The 21,796-nt window shown below is 38.2% G+C and carries 22 protein-coding genes and 1 pseudogene; 14 read left to right on the forward strand and 9 right to left on the reverse strand.

The window, feature by feature from the left end:
• Positions 1-177: 177 nt before the first annotated feature.
• From HCCG_RS03485 to leuB, 9 genes and pseudogenes are all read left to right on the forward strand, one after another.
• Positions 178-360 (forward strand): hypothetical protein, encoded by a 183-nt coding sequence (locus tag HCCG_RS03485; RefSeq protein WP_002956045.1) that lies wholly within the window; start codon positions 178-180, stop codon positions 358-360.
• 21 nt (positions 361-381) lie between these two features.
• Positions 382-618: a hypothetical protein gene (locus HCCG_RS03490; RefSeq protein WP_002956046.1), complete on the forward strand. Its 237-nt coding sequence runs from the start codon at positions 382-384 to the stop codon at positions 616-618.
• A 119-nt stretch (positions 619-737) separates the two neighbouring features.
• On the forward strand, positions 738-950 hold the full coding sequence (locus HCCG_RS03495) for a hypothetical protein (RefSeq protein WP_002956047.1): 213 nt from the start codon (positions 738-740) through the stop codon (positions 948-950).
• Positions 951-1,115: 165 nt separating this feature from the next.
• A complete protein-coding gene (locus tag HCCG_RS03500) occupies positions 1,116-2,798 on the forward strand; it encodes a 2-isopropylmalate synthase (RefSeq protein ID WP_002956048.1) in 1,683 nt (560 codons plus the stop codon).
• A gap of 14 nt (positions 2,799-2,812) precedes the next feature.
• Positions 2,813-3,343 carry an NAD(P)H-dependent oxidoreductase gene (locus HCCG_RS03505; protein WP_014667477.1) on the forward strand — a complete coding sequence of 177 codons (531 nt, stop codon included), beginning with the start codon at positions 2,813-2,815 and terminating at the stop codon, positions 3,341-3,343.
• Positions 3,334-4,596 (forward strand): 3-isopropylmalate dehydratase large subunit, encoded by a 1,263-nt coding sequence (gene leuC / locus HCCG_RS03510; protein WP_002956050.1) that lies wholly within the window; start codon positions 3,334-3,336, stop codon positions 4,594-4,596. The genes HCCG_RS03505 and leuC overlap by 10 nt, the downstream gene beginning before the upstream one ends.
• Positions 4,597-4,627: 31 nt before the next feature.
• On the forward strand, positions 4,628-5,119 hold the full coding sequence (leuD, locus tag HCCG_RS03515) for a 3-isopropylmalate dehydratase small subunit (protein ID WP_015453906.1): 492 nt from the start codon (positions 4,628-4,630) through the stop codon (positions 5,117-5,119).
• A 258-nt stretch (positions 5,120-5,377) separates the two neighbouring features.
• Positions 5,378-5,503: pseudogene (locus HCCG_RS13020) on the forward strand (cysteine synthase family protein); the annotation flags it as partial.
• 16 nt (positions 5,504-5,519) lie between these two features.
• On the forward strand, positions 5,520-6,593 hold the full coding sequence (leuB, locus tag HCCG_RS03520) for a 3-isopropylmalate dehydrogenase (protein WP_002956053.1): 1,074 nt from the start codon (positions 5,520-5,522) through the stop codon (positions 6,591-6,593).
• 65 nt (positions 6,594-6,658) lie between these two features.
• Here leuB and HCCG_RS03525 read toward each other — a convergent pair whose 3' ends face one another.
• The 7 genes from HCCG_RS03525 to dnaN form a co-directional block, all read right to left on the reverse strand.
• Positions 6,659-7,342, reverse strand: a complete 684-nt coding sequence (locus HCCG_RS03525; RefSeq protein ID WP_014667480.1) for a C39 family peptidase — start codon at positions 7,340-7,342, stop codon at positions 6,659-6,661.
• A complete protein-coding gene (locus HCCG_RS03530; protein WP_002956055.1) occupies positions 7,342-8,226 on the reverse strand; it encodes a hypothetical protein in 885 nt (294 codons plus the stop codon). Before HCCG_RS03530 ends, HCCG_RS03525 begins: the two co-directional genes overlap by 1 nt.
• A gap of 1 nt (position 8,227) precedes the next feature.
• On the reverse strand, positions 8,228-8,959 hold the full coding sequence (locus HCCG_RS03535; RefSeq protein WP_002956056.1) for a hypothetical protein: 732 nt from the start codon (positions 8,957-8,959) through the stop codon (positions 8,228-8,230).
• 153 nt (positions 8,960-9,112) lie between these two features.
• Positions 9,113-9,910 (reverse strand): hypothetical protein, encoded by a 798-nt coding sequence (locus tag HCCG_RS03540; protein WP_002956057.1) that lies wholly within the window; start codon positions 9,908-9,910, stop codon positions 9,113-9,115.
• A gap of 8 nt (positions 9,911-9,918) precedes the next feature.
• A complete protein-coding gene (locus HCCG_RS03545) occupies positions 9,919-10,182 on the reverse strand; it encodes a hypothetical protein (protein WP_002956058.1) in 264 nt (87 codons plus the stop codon).
• A 239-nt stretch (positions 10,183-10,421) separates the two neighbouring features.
• Positions 10,422-12,740, reverse strand: a complete 2,319-nt coding sequence (gene gyrB / locus HCCG_RS03550) for a DNA topoisomerase (ATP-hydrolyzing) subunit B (RefSeq protein ID WP_002956059.1) — start codon at positions 12,738-12,740, stop codon at positions 10,422-10,424.
• Between the two features lie 38 nt (positions 12,741-12,778).
• Positions 12,779-13,840, reverse strand: coding sequence for a DNA polymerase III subunit beta (gene dnaN, locus HCCG_RS03555; protein WP_002956060.1), 1,062 nt, complete (start codon positions 13,838-13,840; stop codon positions 12,779-12,781).
• A gap of 290 nt (positions 13,841-14,130) precedes the next feature.
• Between dnaN and HCCG_RS03560 the strand changes: the two genes are divergently transcribed.
• The 4 genes from HCCG_RS03560 to HCCG_RS03575 are packed head-to-tail and all read left to right on the forward strand — an operon-like array spanning position 14,131 to position 17,414.
• Positions 14,131-15,234, forward strand: coding sequence for an MlaE family ABC transporter permease (locus HCCG_RS03560; RefSeq protein ID WP_002956061.1), 1,104 nt, complete (start codon positions 14,131-14,133; stop codon positions 15,232-15,234).
• Positions 15,231-16,028, forward strand: a complete 798-nt coding sequence (locus HCCG_RS03565) for an ABC transporter ATP-binding protein (RefSeq protein ID WP_002956062.1) — start codon at positions 15,231-15,233, stop codon at positions 16,026-16,028. Before HCCG_RS03560 ends, HCCG_RS03565 begins: the two co-directional genes overlap by 4 nt.
• Before the next feature lie 9 nt (positions 16,029-16,037).
• On the forward strand, positions 16,038-16,799 hold the full coding sequence (locus tag HCCG_RS03570) for an MlaD family protein (protein WP_002956063.1): 762 nt from the start codon (positions 16,038-16,040) through the stop codon (positions 16,797-16,799).
• A gap of 9 nt (positions 16,800-16,808) precedes the next feature.
• Positions 16,809-17,414 (forward strand): ABC-type transport auxiliary lipoprotein family protein, encoded by a 606-nt coding sequence (locus HCCG_RS03575; protein ID WP_002956065.1) that lies wholly within the window; start codon positions 16,809-16,811, stop codon positions 17,412-17,414.
• 17 nt (positions 17,415-17,431) lie between these two features.
• Here the strand turns inward: HCCG_RS03575 and HCCG_RS03580 are convergent, their stop codons facing one another.
• Together HCCG_RS03580 and thyX are read right to left on the reverse strand one after the other, a co-directional pair.
• Positions 17,432-19,291 (reverse strand): hypothetical protein, encoded by a 1,860-nt coding sequence (locus HCCG_RS03580; protein WP_002956066.1) that lies wholly within the window; start codon positions 19,289-19,291, stop codon positions 17,432-17,434.
• Positions 19,292-19,722: 431 nt separating this feature from the next.
• Complete coding sequence (gene thyX / locus HCCG_RS03585; protein ID WP_002956067.1) at positions 19,723-20,382, reverse strand: FAD-dependent thymidylate synthase; 660 nt, start codon at positions 20,380-20,382, stop codon at positions 19,723-19,725.
• Positions 20,383-20,476: 94 nt separating this feature from the next.
• On the opposite strand from thyX, the gene HCCG_RS03590 reads away from it, so the two are divergent.
• Complete coding sequence (locus HCCG_RS03590; RefSeq protein WP_002956068.1) at positions 20,477-21,613, forward strand: DUF354 domain-containing protein; 1,137 nt, start codon at positions 20,477-20,479, stop codon at positions 21,611-21,613.
• The last annotated feature ends 183 nt before the right edge of the window (positions 21,614-21,796 follow it).

Genomic DNA, 21,796 nt, shown 5'->3' on the forward strand with positions numbered 1-21,796 from the left:
AAAACTCACCCCTACAAGATTCTATGCTTTTCACATTTCTTAGATTCTAAACTAGAATCTAAGCTTTTTGCCACAAACTTACCCTTGCTTTACACTTTTTATTCCAAGATTTAAAAGTTGTTTTTTGTAGGATTGATTTACCTTTCTACCAAAGGAATTTACACAAAAAAGACACTTATGAGAAAGTTATTCGTCAGTTTATTGATGATTGCAGGAATCAGTGTGAGCTGCTACGCTTTTGGCTCTGTGTTTGCTAATTTAAATCAAAACAATACTATAGATGGGTATGATGAGTTTGTTAAGATAGCTGAAGGTGGATATGAAGGGCGAGGTGATGGTCAAAGAGTGTTTGATGAGTGATATAGCAAATCGCTTAAAAAAATGAAAACTAAAGATTTTATCAAACTCATCAACGAACTAACAGCCACATACACGGAAAATATGGGAGCAAAAGCAGGGGAAGAAGCTTGCAATATTGTAGCGATGAAATATGTAAAAAAAGAATATGCTTACTACTTTGAACAATTTGATCATGAGCCTGATTCGTGGGCTTATACTATCTGCGATGGAAAAGACCCAATTGCAAAGTATATAACTGGCGAAGATGTTGATGAGTAAGTAACTGGTCTAATATCTTGTGATTCTAGCTTTTTCAAGCATAGAATCACAACCCTTTAGCTTTAAAATCGCGTAAAAATAAAATGGCAATATTACATAAAATTTTATGGGAGAATCTTATGCGGTATAAATTGATGATGTGCGGATTTAGCGCAATGTGTGAGGATATGCAGGAAATAAAAGATAGGCTTAAAGTCATTCCGGTAGAGCGAAGCAGACTTGAAAGCAGTGAATGCTATGTCTTTGACTTACACACTGCGGAGCGATATGCCATACTTCCAAGTGAAAAAGGGTGGATTATCAAAAAGGCAGAATCTAGCCAAGAAAGCTAATAAACCTAAGCAAGATTCTATAAAAACTCGCTAGAAAGATTCCAAATTTTCTATTCTTTGCAACTTTTGCTGATTTTGTAGAAAATTTTTATTATTTTTGTATTTTTTATTGCTACAATCAAAGGGCTTTTTAAGCCTTTGCAGCATTTTTTACAAGGAGTTTTTATGAATCATACAAAATACAAACGAGGCTACTTTATGCCCCCAGATTCTAACAAAGATTCTAAATCGTATTTAGAATGGAGCAAAAAAGAGCATATACAATCCGCACCTTTGTGGTGTAGCGTGGATTTACGCGATGGGAATCAAGCCCTAATCACCCCTATGAATTTAGAAGAAAAAATCACATTCTTTAAACTCCTGCTGCAAATTGGCTTTAAAGATATTGAGGTTGGATTCCCCGCAGCAAGTGAGACTGAATACCGCTTTTTACGCACCTTAATAGAGCAGAATCTCATTCCAAAAGATGTGCGTTTGCAAGTCCTTACTCAAGCAAGAGAACACATCATCAAACGCACTTTTGAAGCATTACAAGGCTGTCCTAATGCGGTGGTGCATTTTTATAACTCAACTTCCTACGCACAAAGGGAGCAAGTCTTTAGAAAGTCAAAAGAAGATGTGAAAAAGATCGCCATTGATGGGGCGTTGTGCGTGAAGCAAATCGCACAAGAGACAAAGGGCAACTTTGCCTTTGAATACTCGCCGGAGAGTTTTAGTGGCACGGAGATTGACTACGCCCTTGAAGTCAGCAATGCTGTGATTGATATTTTTAAGCCCACAAAAGAGCAAAAGTTTATTTTGAATCTTCCTGCCACAGTTGAGATGAGCCTGCCCCATATCTACGCACAACAAGTGGAGTTTATGAGTAAGAATCTTTTACATAGGGAAAATGTGCTTATATCCTTGCACCCGCATAATGACAGGGGCTGTGCGGTGGCGAGTGCGGAGCTTGGAATCTTAGCAGGGGCGGATAGGATTGAAGGCACACTTTTTGGTAATGGCGAACGCACAGGCAATGTGGATATTATCACCCTAGCGTTAAATCTCACCACACACGGGATAGATTCTAAGCTTGATTTTAGCAATCTCCCCAAAATTTGCGATGTGTATGAATCTGTAACCAAAATGCAAGTGTATGAACGCCAACCCTATGCCGGAAAGCTTGTCTTTGCTGCCTTTTCTGGCTCTCATCAAGATGCTATTGCAAAAGGTATGGCGTATCACAGAGAGAAAAATCTTAGCACTTGGAGTGTGCCTTATCTCCCGCTTGATCCGCAAGATGTGGGGCGAGTGTATGAAAGCGATGTGATACGCATAAACTCACAGAGTGGCAAGGGCGGCATTGCCTACATTTTGCACGAGCATTATGGGGCGAACTTACCGCCACTTTTTAGAGAGGAATTTTCCTACTATATTAAGGACATTTCGGATAAAGCACATAAAGAGCTTAGCCCAAGTGAGATATGTGCGATTTTTGAAAAGGATTTTGTGAATGTTGCGGAGTTTTTAGAGATAGGCGAGTTTGCTTTTGAGACAAAAGAAAATGAATGTGAAGTGCGTATAGAGCTAATAAAACCGCAAAAAATGAGTATAGATTCTAAAGGGAATGGGCGGCTTGATAGCGTGGCAAATGCGTTAAGAGAGCATTTAAATCTAAGCTTTGATATATTAGATTACAGCGAACACGCTTTGAAAAATGGCTCAAATGCTAAGGCGATAGCCTATGTGCAGATTGAATCTAATAGCAAGAAATACTTTGGTGCAGGGATTGATAATGATATTATCAAAGCTTCAGTGTATGCGTTAGTCAGTGCGTTAAATCGTGCGTATAAATCAAATCAACTTTAAAAAAAGGAGTTTCTATGCAAACACTACTTATTTTTTCACACACATTTTGGAAAGATTCTAAAGTCAATAGGGCGTTATTAGAATCTGCGAAGACACTTTCAAATGTGAAGATTCACAATCTCAATGAGACTTATAAAGATGGCGTGATAAATGCCGAAAATGAAGTGGCATTACTCAAAGATTCACAAAAAATCATCTTTCAATTTCCGCTATTTTGGTTTAGCACACCTGCGCTTATGAAAGAGTGGCAGGATAGGGTTTTAACACATATTTTATATGGTAAAGATTCTAAGCTACTGCAGGGCAAGAAGTTTCAAGTCATTACGACTTTGGGTGGGGCAAAAGAGAGCTATGATGGGCATCACGGATATAGCCTTAATACGATTTTAAGTCCGCTTACAAGTGCGTTTAAGTATTGTGGCTGCGAGATTCTAGAATCTTTTGCTATCTTTAGCGCGAAGGTAGATACACTGCCTATGCAAGAGTATTTAGAGACATTACAAAATGACAAACAACAATCAGTAAGGAGCAAAATATGGGAATGACAATGAGTCAAAAAATCTTAGCTGATAGAGCGAGATTAGAATCTGTCAAGGCAAATGATTTAATAAGAGCCAAGCTAGATATGGTGCTAGGCAACGACATCACCACGCCTGTGGCAATCAACGCCTTTAAACAAGCAAAATTCACGCAAGTTTTTGATAAAAATAAAATCTCACTTGTAATGGATCACTTCGCACCAAATAAGGACATAAAAGCCGCCACGCAAAGTCAGCAATGCCGCTGTTTTGCCAATGACTTTGATATTAAGCATTACTATGATGTGGGAAATATGGGGGTAGAACACGCCCTTTTGCCTGAACAAGGCATTGTAACAATCGGTGATTTGATTATAGGTGCAGATTCTCACACTTGCACTTATGGGGCGTTGGGTGCGTTTAGCACGGGTGTGGGCAGCACAGATATGGCTGTGGGTATGGCAACAGGCGAGGCGTGGTTTAAAGTCCCAAAGGCGATGAAGTTTAATCTCAAGGGCAAACTCCGCCCTTATGTGAGTGGCAAAGATGTGATTTTGCATATTATTGGTAAAATCGGCGTTGATGGGGCGTTGTATAAAAGTATGGAGTTTAGCGGAGAGGGGCTAAAAAATCTAACCATTGATGATAGGCTTTGCATTGCGAATATGGCGATTGAAGCGGGGGCGAAAAATGGCATTTTTGAAGTAGATGACATTACGATTGAATACGCTAAGGGACGCACGAGCAAGGAGTTTAGAATCTACAAGGCTGATGAAGATGCCGAGTATGAAGAAGTCTTTGATATTGAGCTAGATTCTATAGATCACACCGTGGCGTTTCCGCATTTGCCTGAAAATACCAAAGAAAGAGAGCAGTGGGGCGAGATAAAGATAGATCAAGTTGTCATCGGCTCTTGCACGAATGGTAGGCTAAGTGATATGGAAGTAGCAGCAAATATTCTAAAGGATAAAACAATAGCAAAAAATACGCGTTGCATTATCATTCCTGCTACGCAAAATATCTATTTAGAGTGCATTAATCGTGGGTATTTAGAGACTTTTATTAAAGCTGGAGCGGTGGTATCTACGCCTACTTGTGGTCCTTGCCTTGGCGGACATATGGGAATCTTAGCAGCAAATGAAAAATGTGTCTCTACTACAAATCGCAACTTTGTAGGCAGAATGGGACACACCACAAGCGAAGTGTATCTTAGCTCCCCTGAAGTGGCAGCAGCAAGTGCGGTAAGGGGGATTCTAAGCTCCCCACAAGATGTTATGTAATGTGGATTACTCGCAAAAGGAGATTAAGAAAATGAAAGCACAAGGATTTATCCATAAATATGGCGATAATGTAGATACTGATGTGATTATTCCCGCAAGGTATCTAAACACCGCAGATCATAGGGAGCTTGCAAGTCATTGTATGGAGGATATTGATAAGGATTTTGTGAAAAAGGTAAAAGTCTGCGATATTATGGTCGGCGGGTGGAACTTTGGCTGTGGGAGCAGCAGGGAACACGCACCTATTGCGATTAAGGCAAGTGGGATAAGCTGCATTATCGCAAAAAGCTTTGCTAGAATCTTTTATCGCAATGCGATTAATATCGGCTTAGCAATTATTGAATCTCAAGAGATAGCAGACTTCCTGCAAGAAGGCGATAGTGTAAGCATTGACTTTGATAAAGGTGAGATTATAGAATCTAAAAGCCAAAAAAGCTTTAGCACAACGCCCTTTCCGCCTTTTATACAAGAGATTATCAATGCAAATGGGTATTTGAACTGGATAGCGAAGAATAAGAAGTAGGGTTTGGGTTTTGTGGGTAAATTAGAATCTAGATTCTCAAGCAAATTCCGCACTTTGTCATTTTTGCAAGTGTGGGCAAGAGCTTCACTCGTGTGAGCCGTAGGCGAAAAATCTTTTTTGATTCTAATATTTTAGATACTTCAGCTAACGCCTCAGTATGACAATTTATAGATTCTAGATTCTAGTAATTGCTGTTAGGCTTTGTGAGTTTTTTATATTTTTTAAGGCAGGAGTTAGTTTTTTTAAACACACAAAAATACCAATGCGGAAGTATCTTGTGATGATTTTGTGGGTTGTCAAAGTGGAGGCGAAGGGAGTTTGCTGAACGCAAATGACCGAGCCAACACTGCAGACTCCCGCAAAAGCACACAAGAGACAACGCAGCAACAAAGGAGAGAGAATGAAAAAACAAATAGCAGTAATACAGGGCGATGGTATCGGCAGAGAAGTCATCACACAAGCCCTAAAGGTGTTAGATTCTATATCAAAAGTGTATAAGCACGAGTTTGTGTATAAGGAAGTCTTAGCGGGTGGCTGTGCGATTGATGCTTGTGGGGAGTGTTTGCCTAAGGAGAGTTTGGAAGTTTGTAAGAGTAGTGATAGCGTTTTGCTAGGGGCGGTTGGCGGTCCAAAATGGGATAAAGAGCCAAGCTATAACCGCCCAGAATCTGCCCTTTTAAGACTTAGAAAAGAGCTAGGTGTATTTGCTAATATCCGCCCAGCCACACTTCTGCCGGAGCTAAAAAATGCTAGTCCGCTAAAAAGCGAAATATTGCAAAAAGGCATTGATTTTGTTATCGTGCGTGAGCTTGTGGGTGGAGCGTATTTTGGTAGGCATTTGTGTGAGGAGAAAAATGGCGAAAAAGTCGCTATTGATGAGATGAGCTATACGCAATCTCAAATTGAATCTATCGCAAGAGTGGCGTTTCAAATCGCACAAAAACGCAAGAAAAACCTTGTGTCCGTGGATAAGGCAAATGTGTTGAGCTCATCGCGTTTATGGCGTGAAGTGGTGGAAAATGTGGCAAAAGACTATCCCGATGTAAGTCTAAGCCATATGTATGTGGATAATGCGGCAATGCAGATTTGCCGTGTCCCTAGTGCGTTTGATGTGATTTTAACGGAGAATATGTTTGGGGATATTTTGAGCGATGAAGCAAGTGTCATCACAGGCACCATTGGCGTAATCCCCTCTGCCTCACTCTCTCAAGACACTTTAGGGCTATATGAGCCAATCCACGGCAGCGCACCGGATATTGCCGGGACAGACAAGGCAAACCCCATCGGCACGATTTTATCCGTGGCGATGATGTTAGAGCTTTCATTTGGACTAAAGCAAGAGGCACAAGCGGTGCGGAATGCGGTGAATCTTGCTTTGAAAGAAGGCTATCGCACAGGCGATATGATGGATAAAGATTCAAAGCTGATAGGCTGTGAAAAAATGGGAGATATTATCAGCGGGTTTGTGGGCTAAATGAAACTTGATAGAGAATCTTAAACGCAAGAATCTTCCTTTTTGGGATTTAAGATTCTGCAAGTTTAGTCCAAAGCCTTATCTTGTATGGCCTTATATATCATCGTATTTGTCTTATGTGTGAAAAATGTATCATTACCCTTATGCGTATCGCTTAAAATCGCTAGAATCTTGCCCGGATAGGTCAAATCATCGCGTTGATAAAACATCTCTAAAAACTTCCCCTTGCTGACTTTGATATTACCTAAACTCGGATCAGCCAAATACACATAATGAGAATCTGCCCCTTTATACACGCTAAAATGCTCCATATCTCGCACATTGACATAAATAATCACTGGAATTTGCAATTTTGTCAATGTTTCAAAGTCTAAAGCCAAGCCCTGTGTGCGAAACCCCTTGCTTTGTGCAAAAAGTGCCAAATCGCTAAAAGAAAGATGAGCTTTTTCCCTTAGCTCATTATCTACTTCAATCTCACGCTTCTTATCTACGCTAATGCCCTTATGCGAAAGTAAAAAGTCCAAAATCTCACGCTCACTTACCTTAACATCATAAAAATAACTCATAACACTTGAGAGTGAAGCCGCCCCGCAACTATAATCATACTTTTGACGCGTGAGATTTTCATCTCTTAGTTCAATCCAAGAATGCAAAGGCTTTGTGATATAAAAGGGTTCATTATAGAGTGAGTGAGCCTTTGCCCCACTTGCAAAAAGCCACAAAAACAGCAAGATTCTAAAGTAATACATTAGATTCTATATGAAAGCATAAGCGAAAGCGTATCGCTTGAATAAAACGCACTCTTAAAACTCTCCGCACTTGCAAAAAGAATAAGACGGGATTTTATCTCATACGCCACACCAAAAATATAGCCCACAGATGAGCTTTGAGCTTGGATTCTATCATTGGCATAAGCTCTTGTGCTATATTGATACCGCACTCCAGCATTAATCGACACAAAGGGATTTATCGCAAAATACACCATTGGACTAAGAGAATACATATCAGCAAGGTTGAAATGAATATTTTCAAAATCTTGTGGAAGATTGAATCTTGCATTAGCTTGGAGCAAAAATACAAGCGAGTCAATCGTGTAAAAGCTAAGGGCAAAAGCCGAATATCCCTTGCCATACTGCCACATATTTTGTGTTTGGGATAAGTATGTTTTGTTTGCTACATCAGCACTTCCTCCAAGAAGTAAGGCGGGAAACTTTCCTTCTTGCTTTGCTTGAATGATAAAACCTAGTGCAAATGAGTTAAAATCTGCCCTTTGCTGTGTGCTAAAGCTATGATTTATTTCAAAAAGGCTTTGCTGCCAAAAAGCATTTAAAGTGCTAAAAATTTCTACTCTTTTCATAATGCCATAACGAGCTTGAAGCGAAAAATTTAAATAATCTTGATGTAGTTTGCTATGAATAGGCACACTAATGACACTGCTATTTTGCTGTGGTATTTGCACGACATCAAGCTGTGAATGATGAATATTAATATAGCTAAGATTCCCTAGAATCTTAAATTGCGAAGTTTTGGTAAAAATTTCATCAACACTCACTGGCTTGGCACAAAGCAGCAATGGAGCAAAGCCAAAAGAGACGATACTCCCTATAACACGCCTAAAGTCAAGCATAGACATTTTATAATCCCCTAAAGCCAAACTCCAGCATTCCTACAATATTACTAGAGCTTGGATAGCCCTGTGTGCCATCGCTATAATATGCACCATTAAGATTTTGATACTTGCCGATGAGTTTAGTGTAAAAGCTTATGCTATCGCTTAGATTCCGCACAAAGCCCACACTCGCACTTAACACATAGCTTTGAGAAGGGTCTTTCTTAATGTATGAGATTTTCTCCGCAATGGAATATGATGAATCCCCTGTACTAAAAGCATAACCCACAGAATACTCTAGCTTTGCGACATTTCCTAATGGCAATGCCCCTTCAATCTCCGCTCCAAGCAAACTAAGATTACGACTTAAGCCACTTTTGCTGTTGTGATTATTTTGCTCTGTGAGAATATTCACATAAAGTGGTGCATTCACTCCTGCGATATTTATACCAACCTTAACATATTGATCAGAAATCACAAAACCAGCAGATTCTGCAACGCCAAGCACTTGCGATGCTTTGCTCTGCCCTCCACCAAGGCGAACGCCAAAGGTCGTATGCACACGATTGAAAAACTCCCAGCCAAATTCACCGCCTAGATACGCTCCAAAACTGCTGATATTCTCGCCCCAAAAGTCATAATACACCCCGCCAATACCCGCCTGTCCAAAGAATTTAGAATCTTGAGAATCTGCAAGGGCTATATTATGAGTGCAAACAAATACGCTTGTAAGAAACAAAATCTTAGCTACTCGCATTTGTTATTACTCCTTATGATTTGATAGTTATTTGATAAACGCATTAAAGCCAAATATCACGCCCCAAATACAGCTAGAAATTAAATTTAAGATATATTTAGGGCTTTGAGAAAAAAATTCTAAAAACTCCCTGCCATAAGCTAAGGACATTAACTAAAATCCCAGCCCTAGCTCAACTCCAGCGATGTATTGCTCCTGTGTTTTTTGGGTAAGTAATGGGGCGGATTCAAAGTTTTGAATCTTGCCTTGAATCTTCATATAATATGAAAGCTTCTCATTCAAAGCATACACATAGCCTACACTCGCCCTGATTGTAGAGCCATTATCAAACTTTGCTTTCCCTTGAGATGTTTTATACCCTCCGCTAAAGATATAATCATACCCCGCACTATATGTAAGCCTAAGCTTTGGATTTATAAAGATTAATCCCTCTAACTCCCCACCTACTGAATGATACAAAAGCTTGTATAAATCATATCGTGAATCGCCAACATTAGGATTATAGCCCTCAAATGTATAGGCGAGATTCAAAAAAAGTGGGAGATTTTGGCTTAAAATATTTACTCCCACCTTTGGACGAAGCTCAAAAAATACACTTGCTGTGGGATTTTGTGTCGCAAAAAGAGCTTGTGGATTTGAAGTGTGTTGTGCCGCTCCAAGCAGTATGTTAAGCGTGAAATTAAAGCGTTGCTTTGGTGAAAACTCACTAAAGGCAAATCTCACATATCCACCAGAATCTTTAGAATCAAAATCCTTAGATTGATTAAGGTAGATTCCACCTATGCCTAGAGTGTATTGCGTCTTAGGACAGGTTTTGCAAAAGCTACAATCATCACTCTTTAAACAATGATAATACAAAGCACCATTTGTTGCTGCCACATAAGCACCAACTCCCGCAAAAGCGGGAGCAGTAAATAAGACTAATAAAGCAATTTGTCGTAAAAATAGCATATTAACTCCTAATCAAACCAACTTTTAACACGATCATATACTTCAAATCCGGCTGCTACACCTCCAATAATGGTAGCTGTCAATACCAATCCATCAACAAACTCTCCCTTAGTCTCCTTCATCTCATTTTCACTTAACACTGCTACATTAACATTTTGTGCTGTGCCAAAAAGAAGTTTAGAATCTGTTTTATTTAATGTGCTAGATTCTGCGATAAGAGAGCTTATACTCAAACTAGAAACTAAAGCCAATGAAACCAAAAACTTGTTCATAAGAACTCCTTTAATGAAAGATTTTTGTTATATTAAAAATAAATATAACGAAGTTCATTGTAAGTATTGAAAGTAAATTATGTTTTGTATAAGTTTTTTTGTTATGGATAGAAAGGTAACAAGAAGATTCTAAAAAGCGTGAAAATAGAATCTTAATCGCTCTTTTTGTGGTTTTTCTTAGATTCTAAAGCGAGGATTCCATAGGCGATAAAGCCTTTTTAGCGGTTTTGAGATGTAAATCACACATCTAAGTGTTTTACATCTTTGGCATGTTCTTGGATATAGGCTCGTCTTGGCTCTACCTCATCGCCCATAAAAAGTGTGAAAATCTCATCAGTATCCGCATCATTATCAATCTTCACACGCAAAAGTGTGCGGTTTGCCGGTGTCATTGTAGTCTCCCACAGCTGATCTGGATTCATCTCTCCTAAGCCTTTGTAGCGTTGGATATAGGCATCTTTTTTCGCACTTTCTTCAATCTTTTCTAAAAACGCAATAAGATCTTCGCCTTTTAAAAAGTCTAAATCCCTATCGGCGATTTTTTGATAAATAAATCGTGCTTCTTGGAAGAAATTATCCATAAACAAGCTATCATTAATGCCCAGCTCCACAAGCCCTACTTTTGTTTGCACATACAGCGTGATTTGCTCTTCACTTGTAATTTTATTTAAAATATTGCATTCTTTGGCTTGGAGATAAGATTCTATATTTTGACTAAGTTCATTTAAAGTGAGATTATCAAAACTATCATTTTCCACAAGATAACGCACCACATCAATCATAGGGTAGCGTTTCTCAAGCTCTTTTAGGATAGAGCGATAATGGGCGATGAATTTCAGCACTTCTAAAAGCTCTTTATTCCCAATGCCCTCAAAGCTAAAATTCCCAATACCATTTTCTACAAGATATTCACTCAACGCCCTTTCATCTTTGAGATAAATTTCTGTCTTGCCCTTTTTGTAGCGATAAAGTGGTGGCTGGGCGATATAGATATGTCCATTTTCTACTAAAGGTTTCAAATAGCGATAGAAAAATGTCATTAAAAGCGTTTGGATATGGCTACCATCTACATCAGCATCAGTCATAATAATGATTTTATGATAGCGGAGCTTTTCTATATTAAACTCATCTCCTATACCACAGCCAAAAGCAGTAATCATATTTTTAATTTCATCACTTTTTAGAATCTTATCAAGGCGAGATTTTTCCACATTGAGAATCTTCCCACGCAATGGCAAAATCGCTTGAAACGCTCTATCTCGCCCTTGTTTCGCACTACCACCCGCACTATCGCCCTCAACTAAATAAATCTCAGATTCACTAGGATCTTTACTTTGACAATCTGCTAATTTGCCCGGCAATGTCCCCACTGAAAAGCTTTCTTTCTTGTGTGTAAGATCTCGTGCTTTTTTTGCCGCTTCTCGCCCACGAGCTGCCATAATGGCTTTTTGCATAATGATTCTAGCTTCCGTTGGGTTTTCTTCAAAGAATTTAGCGAGTTTTTCATAAGTGAGCTTTTGGACAATAGGTTTTACAAACGCACTACCTAGCTTTCCTTTTGTCTGCCCCTCAAACTGCGGATCAATGACTTTTGTAGAGATAATGGCTACAAGCCCCTCACGGACATCATCACCTGTAACTTTAGAATCTTTCTCTCGTGCGTTGGCGTTGGCTTCAATATAATTCATAATCGCACGGCTTAGCCCCGCTCTAAATCCCGCTTCGTGTGTCCCACCATCAGGTGTTCTAATATTATTCACAAAGCTTAATACTTTCTCATCATAGCCCTCATTATAAGCTAGGGCAATTTCTACTTCAGTTTCCTGCTCTAGGGCTTCAAAGCTAATGATTAAAGAGACTAAGGGCTTTGTATTCACATCTTGGATAAATTGCTTTAAGCCCCCATCAAAATGATAAGATTCTTCTTGTCCTGTGCGTTCATCTTTAAAATAAATTGTAATGTTGTGATTGAGATAAGCCATTTCTTTAAATCTACGAGTAAGGATTTGTGAATCAAACTCTAGCACTTCCATTACCTCATCATCGGGGTAAAATTCTATAATCGTGCCGTGCTCTTTTGTCTCACCGATAATCTCTAGCTCACTTTGTGGAATCCCTTGTGCAAACTCTTGGCGGTAGATATGCCCATTTTTCTTAATCGTCATAATAAGCTTTTTAGATAAGGCATTTACCACAGATACACCTACCCCGTGTAACCCTCCAGAGACTTTATAAGTATCTTGGTCAAACTTCCCTCCAGCGTGAAGTGTTGTAAGCACAAGTGTGGCAGCAGGGAGATTTTCAGTTGGGTGAATATCTACGGGAATCCCGCGTCCATTATCCTCAATAATGGCACTACCTTCCATTGTGAGTGTAATATTGATTCTATCGCAATGCCCTGCCATAGCTTCATCTACGGAGTTATCCACCACTTCATAAATCATATGGTGCAAACCACCAGAGTTTGTATCGCCTATATACATTCCGGGGCGTTTTCGCACCGCTTCTAAGCCTTTTAAAACTTTAATATTACTTGCTTGATATTCTTTTTTTTCCATAATAAACTCCAAAGACAGATAAAAGTTGAGCTGTGTTCTTAGAGAATCACAGGCATAATCACAGTTGAGAAGTTTTCACTCATTACGATAAATGGGGTGTTTGACTCATTGATACAAAAGGTAAATTCATTTCCATCAATTTGTGAGAGAAAATCAAGGATATACTTAGAGTTAATCCCCAAAGTTAAAGATTCTATGCCTGTTTGTGCTTCAATCTGTGTGGAAGCTTCACCGCTTTCTTCATTCAAAGATTCAAAAAGCACTTCATTTGGTGAAAGTGTGATTTTGATGTTATTTGCAAGGGATTTGACAAATTGCAGGGCATCAACAAATTTATCTTTTGGTAAAAGAATCTTATACTTAAATTCTTTAGGAATAATTTTCTCATAATCAGGGAATTTTCCATTAATGAGCTTTGTGTAGAAAGTGTATTCATTGTTTTTCAAAATAAGATGTGTAGGGTTGTGATAAATCTCAAGATGATCTATAAAGAGCCTAGAAATTTCACTGATTGCCTTTTTAGGAATGATAAGAGAAAGGGCGTTAATAGATTGACTTTTATATTCAATCACAGCTAGGCGGCGTGTGTCAGTGGCGACAAAATTAAATCCATATTCTTTAATATCAAGCAAAGAGCCATTAAGCTCGTATTTTGGATTATTTGTATCTACTGCGGGATTAATCCTTTTTAGCGAAGTCAGGAATTTTTGAGCTTCTATGTTGATTTGTGCGTTATTATCATATTCTGGGAATCTAGGGAATTCATCGGCATTAAACATAGGGAGTTTTGTGCGTGAGCGTCCTTGTGAAATGTGAAGTGTGTCTTCTTTTGCTTCAAGGTTTATATCACCATCTTTTAATCGTTTAATAATATCTAGAATCTGCTTCCCATTTGCTGTGGCATTCCCTTGAGCTTGAGGCTGGATATTAATATGAGATTCAAGCCAAATCTCATAATCAGTGGCTTTAAGGATAAGCTTATCATCTTTTGCTTCAAAGCAGATGTGAGATGTGATTTGTGATCTATCTCTTTTATCAAGGAAATTTTGGCAATTTGTGAGTGCTGTTTCAAGCAAACTTTTGGGAAGTGAGATTTTCATAAAATGTCCTTTAAAATATAGATTTAAAAGTAGGGGTAGTAGTAGAAGTGAAAATGTGAAAAAGCACTTCTAAACCGCCTAGAGCTTTATTTGAATGTGTGAATAATGCGTGTAGCTATATCACAAAATTTCCCGTTGATTATAGCTAAAAATCCTTATTTTTGCCTAATTTTTCATACTTTTGGCGTTTTTGGTGTGGATAAAGGAGCAGATTCTTATTTTGTGTAACCCAACATTACAAGCTTTTGTTATAATCTCTGGTTCAACTTAAGAGAGATTAAAGGGAAAGTATGGATTTTAAAGTGAGCTTTGTAAGTGGTAGAATGCTTATAAAGTTTCAAGGGGCGTGCGATTACTCACTTGATAAGAAGTCTAAAGATTTTCTTTCTAAACTCATTAGTGCAAATGAAAGAATCACCCTTGATTTTTTGGAGATTACAAAGGTAGATTTTGTATTTTGTGCTTTTATTTATGGGCTTTTAGAGGGGAAAGATTATGAGATTCTAAACGCAGATAGTCAAGTGAAAGAAATTTTTCAAAGTATGGTTGAATCTCTGCCAAAGCTTGAAAATTCTAAGTCTAAATCACATTCTATGTTTTATGGTGCTTTATTTGATTTTGGAAAATTTTGTGAGAGATCCTACCAAAGTAGCCTTGATTTTTTAAATTTTTTCGGAATGTGTTCATTTTACTTTTTTCGCTCTTGTTGGAATCTTAGGCATTTTAAGCTTGGCTCTATAATGTATCATATTAATGAATCTGGCTTTAAAGCTTTGCCTGTGGCATTACTCACAGCTTTTATTGTGAGCTATGCTATTGCGTTACAAGGGGTGTTGCAACTAGAAAAAATGGGTGTACCTTTAATGAGCGTGGAGATTGTGGCAAAGCTCTCTTTGCGTGAAATGGGACCTTTTATCTTGGCTATTGTAATAGCTGGGAGAAGCTCATCATCTTTTGCCGCTCAAATAGGTGTGATGAATCTCACTGAAGAAAATGACGCGTTAAAAACGATGAATCTTAGCCTGTTTGATTATATCATATTACCTAGAATCTTAGCTCTAGTCATTATTATGCCTTTGCTTGTGTTTTTAGCTGATGCGGTAAGTTTATTTGCGTGTTTTCTTGCGATTAATATGCAAACAGGTTTAGATTTTATGCAGTATTTGGAGCGATTTTATGAGTATGTGGGGATTAATAATTTTTGGGTTGGTGTGATAAAAGCTCCATTTTTTGGTGCGGCAGTGGCACTTGTAGGGTGCTTTCGTGGGCTATATGTCAAGGGTGATACGGAATCTGTGGGGATTGAGACGACTAAGAGTGTAGTCAATGCGATTTTTTGGGTGATTTTAATTAATGCGATTTTTTCAATTATCACCACGGGGCTAAATATATGAATATTATTCGTGTTGAAGAGCTTTATACGCAGTATGGGGAGAATATTATTCACAATGGGATTAGCTTTGCTGTGAAAAAAGGTGAAATCTTTGGAATCTTAGGCGGTAGTGGCAGTGGCAAAAGCACCTTATTAAAAAATATGCTTTTTTTGGAGAAGCCTAGAAGTGGTAAAATTGAATTTTTTAATGAAAATATTTTGGACATAGCAGAATCTAAACGCGATAGAATCTTAAATCGCTGTGGCGTGATGTTTCAGTTTGGGGCGTTGTTTTCTTCTATGAATGTTTTAGATAATGTCGGCTTTTTACTTACTCAGAAAAGTCATTATGATAATGCCACAATAGAGCGTTTATCAAGAATGTGGCTTGATTTAGTAGGATTAGATTCTAAAGTAGTGGATAAATACCCCTATGAGCTATCTGGCGGAATGAAAAAGCGTGTAGCTCTCGCTCGGGCATTGGCATTAAGCCCTGATATTTTATTTTTAGATGAGCCTACAAGTGGGCTTGATTTACAAAGTGCGGAGCGGTTTGATAGGCTGATTTTAAAGCTCAAGGAAATTTTAAAGATCACCATTGTGATGGTAACGCACGATTTAGATTCTATAAAAGATAGTGTGGATAGGCTAATTTTGCTAGAAGATAAGGCAATAGTGTTTGAGGGAAGTTTAGATGAGCTTTACACCCAAAAGAAGCAGGGCTTTACTCAAGCTAAGATATTCTCTGGCAAAAGGGGAGAGCGATTTTGGCAGGATTTTGATGAGCGGAATTTGCATAAGACTAAGTTAAACTAGGAGTGAGATATGGAAAGAAATGTGCGGTATGTGTGGATTGGAGCGATATTTTTTATAATTTTAATCTTAATGATTCTCTTTGTGCTGTGGCTTAATCGCTTTGAGCTAGATTCAGCAAAATATACGCGATATTACGCATATAGTGCCGATGAGGTAAGTGGAGTAGGCACAAATACGCCTATTCACTATAAGGGTATAAGTGTCGGCAGAGTGCAGTCTGTGGGCTTTAAAGATATAAAAAGTGGGGTTATTGCTATTGCTATGCTTATAGATTCAAAGCTTGAGATAAAGCAAAATGCTAAAGTCATCGTGGCTTCACAGGGACTAGCAGGGGCAAATTATCTTTCACTCATTCAGGGTGAAGGCGAGACATTACAAGCTAATGAGCAAGGAGATAGGGTGATTATGCTTGATAAGGGAGGGTTGGATAAGATTCTAGGTAAGGCTGGGGAGATTAGTGAAGATATGACCGCCCTACTTGCTAATCTTAATCGCACTTTTAATGAAGAAAATCTTAATAATCTTACAGAGATGATAAAGGAGCTAAGAAGTAGCACAAGCTCCCTAGCAAGTCTTAGCGCACAAATGGATAAAAATATGAAAAATGGCGAATATAATGTGCGTGAAATTCTCACTCCTACGCTGTTGCAGTTGCAGGGGAGTTTGCAAGATATGAGTAGGTTTTTTAACACAGCCACGCGTTTTGTGGATAAGGTGGATAAAAATCCTTATGATAGCCTTTTTGGCAAACAAAATGACAAATCTAAATAAGGGGATTAAATGAGTAAAAAATATAGAATCTTAGGGCTTGGAATAGTAACTATACTTACGCTTAGTAGCTGTGTAGATGTGAAAATCGCCTCACAGATTCCAAAGGTAACATACTTGAGTTTGCAAAAGCTTCAAACTCAAGCAAATGACGCAAAGTGCAAGGCTAATAAAGGCAAAATCGGGCTATTGCAAGTGAATGCTAATGCACCTTTTAATGATACGGCTATTATTTTACACAACACACAAACACTGCAAATAAGTGAATTAGAGCATAAAAAGTGGGTAGATTCCCCAAACAAAATGTTAGAATCTAATCTCTTACAAGCCTTAGAGCAAAACTGCTTTCAAGTGGCAATCTCGCCCTTTGGCACACAAAAATTAAATAAGATTCTAAAACTTTCTTTGCTTGGCTTACAAGTGGTAGAAGATGGCGGTAAATACAAGGCACAAATGAGTGTGTTTTATGAAGTGCTGAATACTTCAACGACACAAAGTAGCAAAAGTGGCATTATCACGCAAGAAGTGGCATTGCAAAGCCTAGAAGATGAAAGCTTTGCTAAAAATTTTGTGAAAGCAAATGAGCTTGTGATAGACAAGCTCTTAAAGCAACTCTAAGAGCTTTCACATAGAATCTAGCTTATAGATTCTGCCCTTTGCCTATTCAAGAATAGAATCTTAGCTATCTCCCATAACATACCAAAAAAGAGCAGGATAAAAAATACACTTAATCTTGGGAAAAATATAAAATCTGCTATTAAGCCCACAAAGCTTAGGGCAAATAAAACATTATACTGCCAAAATAGCCCCAAAAGCATAAGGCTAAAAAGAATGATAAAAAACACGCGGATTTCCATTGCCTCCCAATCCCGAATAGCAATGCCATAAACAATGCTATGAAGATAACCATTTAGGGTTATATCGAGATATTTTATACAAAATACAATCATAGCACTAAAACAAAGCACAAGACAAAGTCTAAGATGTGTAAGGCTTTGATACTTAGAATCTGCCCCCGTGAGCTTTGAGAGAGCAAACAAAAAAAGCAAAATAAAAGAGATAACAAAATAGCTAGATAGAAGTGTCGTGTAGTTAGCATTATATGCAGACTCGCCCCAAAAGTGCAAATAAGATAAAAAAGGATAAATGCCCATAAATATGTTAAATAATACAAGCAAAAGCAAGGAAAAATACTCCATTTTGAGCCTTTGTAAGCTTAAGCTAAGAAAGAAGCCAAGTAACGACGCTACAACAGCCTTGACTAACGCAAATGTAATGTCATTAAAGAAAAGAATGAGAAAGATTAGCCCACTGATACTTCCGCATATCCATAGTTTAGAAAATAGCCTTATAAACTTCCCAAAGAAGCTTTCACTCTCACCAAAAAATCTCACGCAATAAAAGCCAATCATCGCAAAAATATAAAATGTAGCAGCATCTAAATACATAGCAAAATGGCCATTCACCAAATAACTCACTAAATAACATATCCATATTATGCCAAGAACCCCCGCAAACGCCCTTTGCCTTATATGCCATATTAAAAGCGGCAAAAAACAGAACAGGGCAGGTATGAGCGTTGCCTCTTTTTCAATATTTTTAAGGCGATAAAAGCGATCTGGAGATACACTTAAAACTATAATCAAATATGTCAAAACAATATACGCCGCTACAACAAGCCAGATTTTCATATATGTCCCGCTATATTGCCATAACCCCAAAAGTAGTAGCCCCATTCCACCATAAAACATATAAAGAAAGCAAACAAAATCTTCATAAGTATAGAAGAGAGTACCTATTACCATAGAACTAAAGCCTACAAGCAAAAATCCCGCACAGAAAAGCACAATGCTTAAAAGCATTGTTTTAAAATCTAGGCTAAATTGCTTTATATCCAAAATTTTTGTGAGATTTGGCACAAGGATAATGCTATAAAACAAGCTTATAAAAGTCCCCACCACAACAAGAAAAATGACAACAGATTTTACTTCATATTTTACTTCATACTCTATATTTTCAAACATTACCCGCACACACGCCATAATGATGACAAGAATCACAAGAGAGATGTAAAAATATTTTGGCGTAATAAAGCGGATAAAAAAGCTTGAAAAGTAAGAGAAGTTAGAATCTACGGAATGAGCAGATTCTTCTATCAATTCCTTATGCAAAGTCTTTAGCCTTTTAGCTGTGATTCTTACATTGAGTGCAAAAAGCACAAAGCCACCTATAAGGACAATAATTGCCATTATGATAACAATGCCATTGACAATGTTAGAATCTATAAAGCCAATCCATGGCAATATCGCCCCTAAGCTCCCGCCTAAAAACGCCACCAAAATGACTTGTGCAAAAATCACCCGCCAATATCTTTCACTCTCCATTAAGCTAAGGCTTTTAAATCTTATAAGATCATCTAGCTCAAATCTTAGCTCTCTAAAAAGCGTTGCCAAAGCCCTAAAAGGCGAAAGGATAGATTGTTTTAATGCCGACATAAGAGTTCCTTAAAAATGTGAAATGTTTAAGATATAGGGTGTGGATTATACATTAAGTGTTTAAATCTTTTTGTTGTTGCATAACTCTTAGAATCCCAATTATAAAGCGAGATTCTAGAATTTTACTTAGAATAAATGATTGAAAGTCCTACGCTTAAAGTATATCTTTAAGCGTGTAAAAATTAATCGCACGCAGTGCCACCTCTTAAAGCGTTGTAGGGGGTGAGCGGCACGACTGCGAACGATTTTTAAGGGGAGGGAGCGACTTCGCGTGCAGTAGCGAAGCTACAAACCCACACTTGCAAATATGACAAGATTCTAAAACTTTAAAAAGAGAGAAAATAAGAAACAAGATTAAAAAAGAAACAGATTCTAGAATCTAAGATTACCCTTATTCCCCTTGCTGTATTAAGCAAAATAAAGACTAGATTCTAATGCGTGGGGGGTTGGGCTATGCAGTCTTTGAAAATAAACTTATGCTTTTCTGGCAAAGATTCAAATATCGCTAAAGCCAAAGCCCGAATCTCCCAAAGGGCGGATTTTGAGCTTCTAAGGGATAGGAAATTTTGCAAACTTCTAGCATTGATAGAAAAGCTAAGCTCCGTGCGGTAAGATTCAGGCATAGCAAATTTAGCGATGTCATTGCTGATGTTTTCACTTAGAATCTGGCGTAAATTTTCTAGGGCGTGAATGGAGGCGTGATTCACCCTTTCACTACTTGTAAAAACGATAAACTTTTCCGCCCTTTGTGTGTTTATCTCATTTATAGGTAAAAAGCTAGGCTCATCTTTTAGCTCTTTTAGCGTGTAGCGGGAGCTTTTCACACTAAAGCTTGCCATACGATGTCGTGCGAGCTCTTGCAGACACGCCCTTGAAATGCCCTTGATATAAAAATTATAAGTTAAATGCTCTAAGGTGCTTGCGTGTTTAAATTTATTCCCTACTCTATCAATGAGTTCTATATCTTTCTCTCCGCCACAATCGCCCTTATCAAAGCTCTGCCAACAAGTGCGAATAGCATTACTACAAATATGCAGGGGCGTGTGGTGCAAAAGTGTGATGTCAATCTTACACGAGATTTTTTCTACCATTATGAATCTCCTTAAAATATTTCAACTTGTGCTAGAATCTTAACGCATTTTTAACTACACAAATACAACATCAAACAAAACACAAGGGCAAAAGATGATTTGGCTTGATATTATTGATCCAAAATATGTGCTGTTTTTTAAGTCTATTTTGCCAAGGCTCAAGGCTTTAGATTCAGTGATTGTTACCACGCGTGAGAGTAAGGACTATGATGAGTGCATTAGGCTTTTAAGGCTTTTTAAGATAGAGCATCATTGTATCGGTGGCTATGGTGGGGCGAGTAAGCTAGGTAAATTTGAATCTAGGCTTAATCGGCAAAAAGGCTTTTTGGAGCTATTTGCTAGATTAAACGAGATTCCAAAGGTTTTTATCACCGGAGCGAGTGTTGATGGGGTGCAGTGTGCGTATGGGCTAGGGATACCGGTGGTGCATTTTGCCGATACGCCAGTGGCTAATGAAAAATTCTCTTTAGAATCTATAACGATTTTATCCCGCCTGACACTTCCGCTTTCTCATCTTGTATTCCGCCCTTTTGTCGTGCCAGAGATTTGCTATACAAGCTTGGGGCTAAGCCCCGCTCAAGTGGTGGAATATGACTTTATTGATGTGGCGTTATGGCTAGATTCTATTCCTTTACATTATGATTTGGAATCGCCACAAAGGAGGGCGTTTTGCGAGAAGTTGGGGCTAGATTCTGCCTTGCCTATTATTTTGGTGCGTGAGGAAGAGTATAAGGCACATTATGTCAAGCACAAACTGCCCATTATTTATGAGAGCTTTGCCCTTTTAGCTAGGAGACTTAAGGCTAATGTGCTATGTATGCCTCGCTATGGCAAAGATGAGCTAGAATCTTGTCTCTCACAGCTCCCACAAGATTCAAAAAGTCGCTTTAAGATTTTACATCATAAGCTAGAGCCAAAGGATTTTTATCCCTTTGTTGATGTGCTTTTAGGCGGTGGTGGGACTATGAATCTAGAGGCGTGTTATCTTGGGATTCCTGTGATTTCTACTCGCTCACTTTTGCTTTTTCACGATAGATTTTTGCTTGATAATGCTTTGATGAAACACGCTAAAAGCACCACTGAAGCGGTGGATAAGATTATAGAGATTTTATCTAAGCCCCATTTATATGAAAGGCAAGATTCCCTTTTTGTTAAAAATGGTGTGGATACGGATATGTTTATCTCGCATATCAAAGCACTCGTGGAATCCCCTAAGCCTTCAAAATTTTAAATGCGTAACATACAATCTCCTTTCGTTTTAAAGTATGACAGGGAGAGTGTAGAAAATTATGTATGTAAAATCATTTTTGTCTCCTTATATTTGTATGGATTACAAATATAAGGATTAGTGAGAAATAATTGCCATTGTTGGATTTATTAGTTTTCCTTAATAGTGTAAAAATGGTGCGGATTG

The sequence above is a fragment of the Helicobacter cinaedi CCUG 18818 = ATCC BAA-847 genome (assembly GCF_000155475.1).
Lineage (GTDB): Bacteria > Campylobacterota > Campylobacteria > Campylobacterales > Helicobacteraceae > Helicobacter_C > Helicobacter_C cinaedi.